Genomic DNA, 7812 nt, shown 5'->3' with positions numbered 1-7812 from the left:
GCCGGGGCCGTGCCCCGGTAGGGACGGCTTCCGTCTGCGCGCACGCATCGGCCGCGACGGCTCCCCCTCCGCGCCGCCGCGGCCGAACCCCCTGTGGTGATCGCTTACTTCGTCGGCTTGAACGGCTCCGACGTGGCGTGCAGGTCCTTGGTCTCCAGCGGCTCGCCGGTGGCGTGCAGGTCCTCGGTCTTCGCGACATCCTCGCCGGTGGCGTGCAGGTCCTCCGTGGAGGCCTCGCCGCCCGTCGTGCCGGTGGCGTGCAGGTCCTGCGGCTTGAGCTCGTCACCCATGATCGTCAACTCCCCTTGGCGTGGATCGAGTGGTGCGGTCGGCGGGCCCGCCCGGTCACTCCCCCGAGTCCGACCGGACGGGCCCTGTGCGGCGATCCGTCTGCCCCCCGACGCGACGGATCGACTGCGTCCAGCATGGCGGGCGGCGATAAACGAATGATGAACGCCCCGGGCGGGCCTCAGGCCGCCCGTACCGGGGTCAGCAGCGCGCGCACCCCGGCGGCCTCGGGCGAGCCCAGCTCCTCGTAGATGACGGCCGCCTCCTGCCAGCACACCCGGGCCCGGCCGGTCTGCCCTATGCCGCTGAGCGCCCGGCCCAGCACCGTCAGGACGTTGCCCCGCCGCCACTCCCCGCCGATCCCGCGCAGCACGGTGAGCGCCATCTCGGCGTTGGCGGCGGCCTGCGCGGGACGCCGGGCGGCGAGATCGACCTCGGCCAGCCGGAACAGGCTCATGCCCTCCCACAGACGCTGCCGGCTGTCGCGGAACACCTCCAGCGCCTCCTGGAGGCGGCCGGCCGCGTCGCCCAGCTCGCCGCTCTGGGTGAGGGCCAGGCCGAGGGCGTAGCGGGCGTTCGCCCCGCGCAGGGAGTTGCCCATGCCGTCGTAGATGTCGATGCCCTCCTGGGCCAGCGCCACCGCGCTCGCGGTGCGTCCGGTCGCGAGGTGGATGCGGGAGAGGTTGCACAGCGCGGCGGCCTCGCCGGGGCGGTCGCCCAGGGCCCGGAAGTGCTCGATGGCCCGGGAGAGGTGCTCCTCGCCGTCCTCGTGCCGGTTCTGGTAGAGCGCGATGATGCCGCGGGCGTTGCGCGCCCAGCAGACGGGGAGCAGGTCGTCGGCCTCCTGGGCGAGCTGGATGGCCCGCTCTGCTTCCTGGTCGGCCCGTTCGAAACGGCCGCCGACGTGGTGGACGTTGACCAGGGTCGTCAGCGCCCGGGCCTCCGCCCGCCCGAGGCCGTGCAGCCGGGCCGCCTCCAGGAGCGCTTCGGCGGTGGCCTCGTACTCCTTGGCGTTGGCTCCCGACTCGGACAGGTCGTGCGCGGCCCACAGCAGGTCGATGGCCCGGGGGAGCGTGTCCGGCTGCCCCGCGGACTGCCGTACGCAGGCCAGGAGGCAGATGGCCTCCGCGTACAGCCAGTCCTGTGCCGCGTGGCGGTCGTCGAACCGCAGGCCCGGATACGCGGTGACCGCCAGGTGGTCCACCAGCCGATCCCCCGGCCGTTCGATCGCGTACACGCCCGCCGCCGAGGCCAGGTAGAAGTCCAGCAGGCGGGAGACGGCCGCGTCGCGCTCGCCGGGCGGCTGCTCGTCCCGCTCCGCGCACGCACGCGCGTAGAGCCGCACCAGGTCGTGGAAGCGGTAGCGGCCGGGGGCCGCCGATTCGAGCAGGGACGTGTCGACGAGGGACTCCAGCAGGTCCTCCGTCTCCTCCGCGGGCAGGTCCAGGACGGCGGCCGCCGCCGCGAGGGAGATGTCCGGGCCGTCCGCGAGGCCCAGCAGGCGGAAGGCGCGGGCCTGGGCGGGCTCCAGCTGGCCGTAGCCCAGCTCGAAGGTGGCCTTGACCGCCAGGTCGCCGGCCTGGAGCTCGTCCAGGCGGCGGCGTTCGTCGGCCAGCTTCGCCGCGAGGACCGAGACCGTCCAGGTACGGCGGGCCGCCAGGCGGGACGCCGCGATGCGGATCGCCAGCGGCAGGAAACCGCAGGCCGCCACCACGTCCAGCGCGGCCTTCCGCTCGGACGCCACCCGCTCCTCGCCCACGATCCTCGTGAACAGCGCCAGCGCCTCGTCCGGGGACATCACGTCCAGGTCGACCAGGTGGGCGCCCGCCAGGTCGACCATGCGCACCCGGGAGGTGACCAGGGCGGCGCAGCCGTCCGTGCCGGGCAGCAGGGGGCGGATCTGGGCGGCGTCGCGGGCGTTGTCCAGCAGCACCAGGACGCGGCGGCCGGCCAGTACCGAGCGGTACAGCGCCGCGCGTTCCTCCAGGGAGTCGGGGATCGCCGAGTCGGCGGTGCCGAGCGCGCGCAGGAAGGAGCCCAGCACCGTCTCCGGCTCGGCGGCCCGGGCGCCCGCGCCCTGGAGGTCGACGTAGAGCTGCCCGTCCGGGAACGCCGCGCGCGCCTGGTGCGCCACGTGCACGGCGAGGGTCGTCTTGCCGACGCCGCCGATGCCCGCCAGGGCGGAGACCGCCATGACCCGGCCCTCGGCGGCGGCCAGGAGGCCGCCGAGTTCGCGGACGAAGGCGGAGCGGCCGGTGAAGTCCGGGACGGTCGCGGGCAGTTGCGCCGGGCGGACGGGGGTCGAGGCGGGCTCGGGCGCCGGGGAGGAGGGTTCCGCCAGGCCCGGGTCGGCCTGGAGGATGCGCTGCTGCAGCTCGCTCAGGCCCGGGCGCGGGTCCACGCCGAGTTCGTCGGCGAGCAGGCGGCGGGTGTCGGCGTAGACCGCCAGGGCCTCGGCCTGCCGGCCGCTGCGGTACAGCGCCAGCATCAGCAGCTCGCGGAGCCGTTCGCGCAGGGGGTGGGCGGCGGTGAGGGCGGTGAGTTCGGAGACGGCCTCGGCGTGGCAGCCCTGCTCCAGGTCCATGTCCAGGCGGGATTCGAGGAGTTGCAGCCGCCACTCCTCCAGGCGGACCCGCTGGGCCTCCGCGTACGGGCCGGGCACGCCCGCCAGGGCCTCGCCGTCCCACTGGGCGAGGGCGCGCCGCAGCACGTCGCGGGCGTGGCAGAGGTCGCCGGCCGTCCGGGCCTTCTCCGCCTCGGTGGCCAGATCCTGGGCGACGGCCAGGTCCAGGGCGCCGTCGGCGAGGTCCCGCACCGCGTAGCCGCCGGACTCGCTGACCAGGACGCCCGGGTCCAGCACCTTGCGCAGGCGGGAGGCGTACGTCCGGACCGCCGCCAGGGCCTGCGAGGGCGGCTCCTCGCCCCACAGGGCGTCGATCAGCTCGGCGGCCGTGGCCGTGCGGCCCTCGCGCAGCAACAGGGCGGCGAGCAGGGCACGTTGCTGGGGGGAGCCGGTGGCGATCGGCTCGGCGCCGCGCCAGGCGCGCACGGGCCCGAGCACGCTGAAGCGCAACGACACCGGCGACGCCGCCCCGGCCGGCCCCGCCGGCTCCACCGGTCCCGGTGACTCCGGTGCGGAGCCGGGACGCCGCTGCTCCGGTACGCGCGGTACACCGGCCGGTACCCCGTCCATGCAGTCCCCCTAGACATCCTGAGCAACCCCGCCAGTTTGCCTTGTGCGGGCGGATACGTCAGCCGTGGGAGACGCCGATCACAGGGCGGCGCACGGGAGTCCACGAGGTCTGCACAGTGTCTTCGCAGGCCTCCTCGGACGGGCCGCGCCGATCGGGCGACCTCGTCCGGAACCCGCTCCGCCCCGCGCGACTGACACACCGTCAGGCAGGGCGCTCCCGTGCACCGCATGGAAAGCCGCGGGAGGTCGATCGTCCGGCCGGGGTGACCCTCACCCGGCCAGGTCCACCCGCACCGTCAGCAGGTCCGTCCCGAGCGCCCGTACCCCCAGGCTGTTGATCCGGGGCAGCCGGCGCAGCCGGGCCACCGGGTCGTCGTCCGGCAGCAGGTGCGCCGTTCCCTCGTGCCACCGGCCGCGGATGCGCACGCGCACCCGCGGGTCGGCCTTGATGTTGCGGACGTACTGGGACCGTTCGCCGAACTCCGACACCAGCCAGAACGAGTCGCCGACGCGGCGGCCGCCCACCGGGGTGCGGCGGGGCAGCCCGGAGACGCGGCCGCGGGTCTCCAGGACCGTCTGCAGCGGCAGGCGCCGCAGCAGTGGGTTGACGCGGCGCTGGAAGGCCGTGGTGACGCGGAACCTCAGGTCGCGGGACATGGCAGGAACGACTCCTTCACACGGTTCTCCTCGCTTCCGCGGGGCACCCTGCTTCAATGATGATCCCCTGACACGGCTGACGGGAGCGGGTGGTCGGCGGTGCGCACAGTGACCTGGAACCTCTGGTGGCGCTTCGGGCCGTGGCAGGCGCGCCAGAAGGCCATTCTGACGGCCCTGCGGGAGCTGAACCCGGACGTCGTCGGCCTGCAGGAGGTGTGGGCCGCCGACGGGGAGAACCTCGCCGAGTGGCTGGCCGGTGAGCTGGGCCTGCACTGGGCCTGGGCCGCCTCGCCCGCCCCGGAGCGCTGGCGGGCGCGGATCGGGGACCCCACGGCCGACATAGGCAACGCCGTGCTCAGCCGGTGGCCGGTCGTCGAGCGGGACGCGCTGCCGCTGCCCGCCCCGGCCGACCTGGACGACGGCCGGCTGGCCCTCTACGCCCGCATCGCCGCCCCCGGCCACGACGTGCCGTTCTTCACCGCGCACCTCACCTCCGCCGTGCACGCCTCGGCGGTCCGCTGCCGCCAGGTCGCCGCACTCGCCGAGTTCGTCGCCCGGCACCGCGGCGACACCCCCTTCCCGCCCGTCGTCACCGGCGACCTCAACGCCTGGCCCGACTCCGACGAGGTCCGCCTCCTCGGCGGCTACAAGACCGCCCCGGCCGTTCCCGGCCAGGTCCTCCTGGACGCCTGGGAGTACGCCGGCCCGGCCGCGCCCGCCGCCACCTGGGACGCCGCCAACCCGTACGTGGCGGCGACCCACGAGCCCAGCGTGCGCATCGACTACATCCACGTCGGCCCGCCCGGCCCCGGCGGCCTCGGCCGGGTCCGGGACGTACGGCGGGCCTGCGACGGCCCGGTGGAGGGGGTGTGGGCCTCCGACCACGCGGCGGTGGTGGCCGACCTGGCGGAGCGGGCGGACCCGGCCTGACCCGGCCCCTCAGGCCGCGCGGCGGCCCAGGAAGACCGGGTTGGTGAACGCGGCCAGCGGCCCCGGCACCGGACCCGCCGCCGCCTCGTGCCGCAGCTCGGCCCGCACGTACGCCGCGTACGACGGTGTCGTCCGCCACTCGACGGTGCCCGCGCCGGACACCGGCAGCGGGGCGCTGGTGTGCAGCACGCCCTGGTCGGTGACGAAGCGGACCGTGCAGCGCGGGGCGCCCGTGACCTCCAGGCGGACCGTGACGGGGGTGTCACGGCCGACGGCGAGCCGTTCACCGATGCCCGCGTGCTCCCCGCGCCCGCCAGACGCCCGCAGCGACAGCGCGACCTTCGCGGACTCGGCGACGTACGACCGTCCCGCCCGGATGCCCTCCTGGACGGCCCGGCGGGTCAGGTCGTCGGCCAGCACGACCGTCTGGGGGCTGCCCACGGCGTCCGGGGAGCGGTGGGCGTCGCTGCTGCCCATCGCCGGGATCCAGTCGCGCCCGTCCCGCACGGACGCCACGAGCATGCTGTCCCAGTCGGCCAGCGCCACCTCGTCGTCGGGCGTGTAGGGGCCGTTCCACACCTCGATGGCGTCGGCCTCGCCGAAGCCGAACTTCCAGTTGCAGCCGACGCAGGTGGCGTGCGGATGGGCCGGCACGACCAGGCCGCCGGCCCGCCGGATCTGCCGGGCGAACCGGCCGAAGCGGTTGTCGCGGGCCCGGTAGCGCCAGTCGACGAAGGTGCCCGGGTCGGTGCCGAGGGCGACCACGTGCCCGTTCCTGGTCGTGATCTCCTCACCCAGCATCACCAGCAGGTCGTCCCCGGCCACGTCGGCCCAGTGGGCGTGCGCGGCGTGCGTGTTGTGCTCGGAGGAGTTGATGAAGTCCAGCCCGGCCGCGCGGGCCAGCTCCCCGATCTCGGCGGGGGTGCGGCGGCCGTCGGAGTACCAGGAGTGCAGGTGGCAGTCGCCCCGGTACCAGGCCCGCCCCCGCCCCTTGGCCCGCTCCGGCGGATACACCGGCCGGGCGGTCTCGCCCGGCTCGCCGAACGTCAGCGTGATCGTGATCTCGTACGCCAGGCCCTGCGGGGCGACCGTGTACGGGCCGAGCGCGATGTGCCAGGTGCCCTCGCGCACCGGGCCCGGGAGGTAGCCGGGCGTGGCCTCGTCGGCGCGGATGAAGAACTCCGTGCGCGCCCCGCCCGACCAGCCCCGGAAGCCCTTGCCCCCCAGCTCGGTGCCGCGCTCGTCGAAGACGCCGATGTCGAGGGCGTTGCCCGTGGTGCCGGCCGGCACGGACGGCCGGTCGTAGGTGTAGGCGACCCTGAGCTCCCGGACCCCGGCCGGGACCTCGACGGGCACGTACACGAAGTCGGGGGACCCGGGCGGCAGCGTGCCCCGCACCGTTGTGGTCTCCTGGTCCCCGTCGGCCGCTGAAGCGAAGCTCACGCTCCCCAACGTAAGCGCGGCGGCCGCTCCCGTCACGAACAGGGCGCGCCGGCCGAGTCCACCGTGGTCGTCCTCGCACATGTCGCTGCTCCCGAGTGTCGTCGCTGATCTGACGTGGGTGGTGCAGGGGTGGTGCGCGCAACTCTGGTATTCAGCCGTGAACTGCGGCGCACCGGAAGGGGATCGGCGGTTTTCGCCGACACGGCACCTCCGGTGTGCCGACCGGTCGGTATGGACACCCGGGTCGGCCTCGGGTACAGATGGGTCATGCGCATCGCCGTGACGATCTTCCTCACCGACGAGACGATCACCCCGACCCGGCTCGCCCGGGAGCTGGAGGAGCGCGGTTTCGCCGGGCTGTACCTGCCCGAGCACACGCACATCCCCGTCGAGCGGACCACGCCCTACCCGGCGGGCGGGAAGCTGCCGCGCGAGTACGGCCGTACGCTCGACGCGTTCGTGGCGCTCGGCCAGGCCGCCGCCGTCACCGAGCGGCTCGGGCTGGGCACGGGCATCACGCTCGTCGCCCAGCACGACCCGATCGACCTGGCCAAGCGGATCGCCACCCTGGACCACCTCTCCGGCGGCCGGTTCACGCTGGGCGTCGGCTTCGGCTGGAACGCAGAGGAGGCCGCCGACCACGGCGTGCGCTGGCGCACCCGGCGCGAGCTGGTGAAGGACCGGATGGCGCTGATGCGGGCGCTGTGGTCGCCGGAACCGGTCGCCTACGAAGGGGAGTTCGGCGGCGTCCGGGCCAGTGAGGCGCACCCCAAGCCGGTGCGGAAGCCGCGCGGCCCCGTGATCGGCCCGCGCACGCTCGTCGGCGGCGCGGCCGGGCCCAAGCTGTTCGACCACGTCTGTACGTACGCCGACGGCTGGCTGCCCATCGGCGGCCGCGGCCTGTCCGAGTCCCTGCCGAGGCTGCGCGCCGCCTGGCGCGAGGCGGGCCGCGACCCCGAGGCCCTCCAGATCGTCCCGTACGCCGTCCACCCGACCCCGGGCAAACTCACCCATTACGCCGACCTCGGCATCGAGGAGGTGGTGCTGCAGCTGCCGTCGGCGGGGGAGGGGGAGGTACTGAAGGCTTTGGAGGCGTACGAGCGGTACATCCCAGGGAAATGAGCGTATCTGACTGTGATTCAGACCACCTCGGCTGGTTCTGATCCGTCTCCCCCTACTAAACTGCGAGTAAAGAATCGAGCCGGGTGCACACCGGTGCGGCGACTGACCACCGCCCGCCCGAAGGTGTGACCGGCTCGTCCTGTCGTGTCGTTTTCCGGATCGGCAGGAACAGGTAAACA

6 protein-coding genes are annotated in these 7812 nt (G+C 74.7%); 2 read left to right on the top strand and 4 right to left on the bottom strand.

Features of this window, described 5'->3' with window-relative positions; genetic code table 11:
- Positions 1-104: 104 nt before the first annotated feature.
- From RIN80_RS25015 to RIN80_RS25005, 3 genes are all read right to left on the bottom strand, one after another.
- Complete coding sequence (locus tag RIN80_RS25015) at positions 105-290, bottom strand: hypothetical protein (protein WP_309097908.1); 186 nt, start codon at positions 288-290, stop codon at positions 105-107.
- Between the two features lie 179 nt (positions 291-469).
- Positions 470-3481: a BTAD domain-containing putative transcriptional regulator gene (locus RIN80_RS25010; protein WP_309097907.1), complete on the bottom strand. Its 3012-nt coding sequence runs from the start codon at positions 3479-3481 to the stop codon at positions 470-472.
- A 270-nt stretch (positions 3482-3751) separates the two neighbouring features.
- The gene (locus RIN80_RS25005) at positions 3752-4138 is read right to left on the bottom strand and encodes a nitroreductase/quinone reductase family protein (RefSeq protein ID WP_309097906.1); all 387 of its coding nucleotides are present in this window, start codon (positions 4136-4138) and stop codon (positions 3752-3754) included.
- 99 nt (positions 4139-4237) lie between these two features.
- On the opposite strand from RIN80_RS25005, the gene RIN80_RS25000 reads away from it, so the two are divergent.
- Positions 4238-5068, top strand: a complete 831-nt coding sequence (locus RIN80_RS25000; RefSeq protein WP_309097905.1) for an endonuclease/exonuclease/phosphatase family protein — start codon at positions 4238-4240, stop codon at positions 5066-5068.
- Positions 5069-5077: 9 nt separating this feature from the next.
- Here the strand turns inward: RIN80_RS25000 and RIN80_RS24995 are convergent, their stop codons facing one another.
- Positions 5078-6592, bottom strand: coding sequence for a CehA/McbA family metallohydrolase (locus RIN80_RS24995; RefSeq protein WP_309097904.1), 1515 nt, complete (start codon positions 6590-6592; stop codon positions 5078-5080).
- A 186-nt stretch (positions 6593-6778) separates the two neighbouring features.
- On the opposite strand from RIN80_RS24995, the gene RIN80_RS24990 reads away from it, so the two are divergent.
- Positions 6779-7633, top strand: a complete 855-nt coding sequence (locus tag RIN80_RS24990) for an LLM class F420-dependent oxidoreductase (protein ID WP_309097903.1) — start codon at positions 6779-6781, stop codon at positions 7631-7633.
- Positions 7634-7812 lie beyond the last annotated feature (179 nt).

The organism is Streptomyces sp. (genome assembly GCF_031181705.1).
In the GTDB taxonomy this organism is placed as follows: Bacteria; Actinomycetota; Actinomycetes; order Streptomycetales; family Streptomycetaceae; genus Streptomyces.
The sequence above is the reverse complement of the archived record's forward strand: the minus strand, read 5'-3'. Positions and strand labels throughout refer to the sequence as shown.

Bases quoted from the DNA above. Each gene is read 5' to 3' on its own strand.
- RIN80_RS25015 (WP_309097908.1), bottom strand. From the start codon at position 290: ATGGGTGACGAGCTCAAGCCGCAGGACCTGCACGCCACCGGCACGACG.
- RIN80_RS24995 (WP_309097904.1), bottom strand. From the start codon at position 6,592: ATGTGCGAGGACGACCACGGTGGACTCGGCCGGCGCGCCCTGTTCGTG.
- RIN80_RS24990 (WP_309097903.1), top strand. From the start codon at position 6,779: ATGCGCATCGCCGTGACGATCTTCCTCACCGACGAGACGATCACCCCG.
- RIN80_RS25010 (WP_309097907.1), bottom strand. From the start codon at position 3,481: ATGGACGGGGTACCGGCCGGTGTACCGCGCGTACCGGAGCAGCGGCGT.
- RIN80_RS25005 (WP_309097906.1), bottom strand. From the start codon at position 4,138: ATGTCCCGCGACCTGAGGTTCCGCGTCACCACGGCCTTCCAGCGCCGC.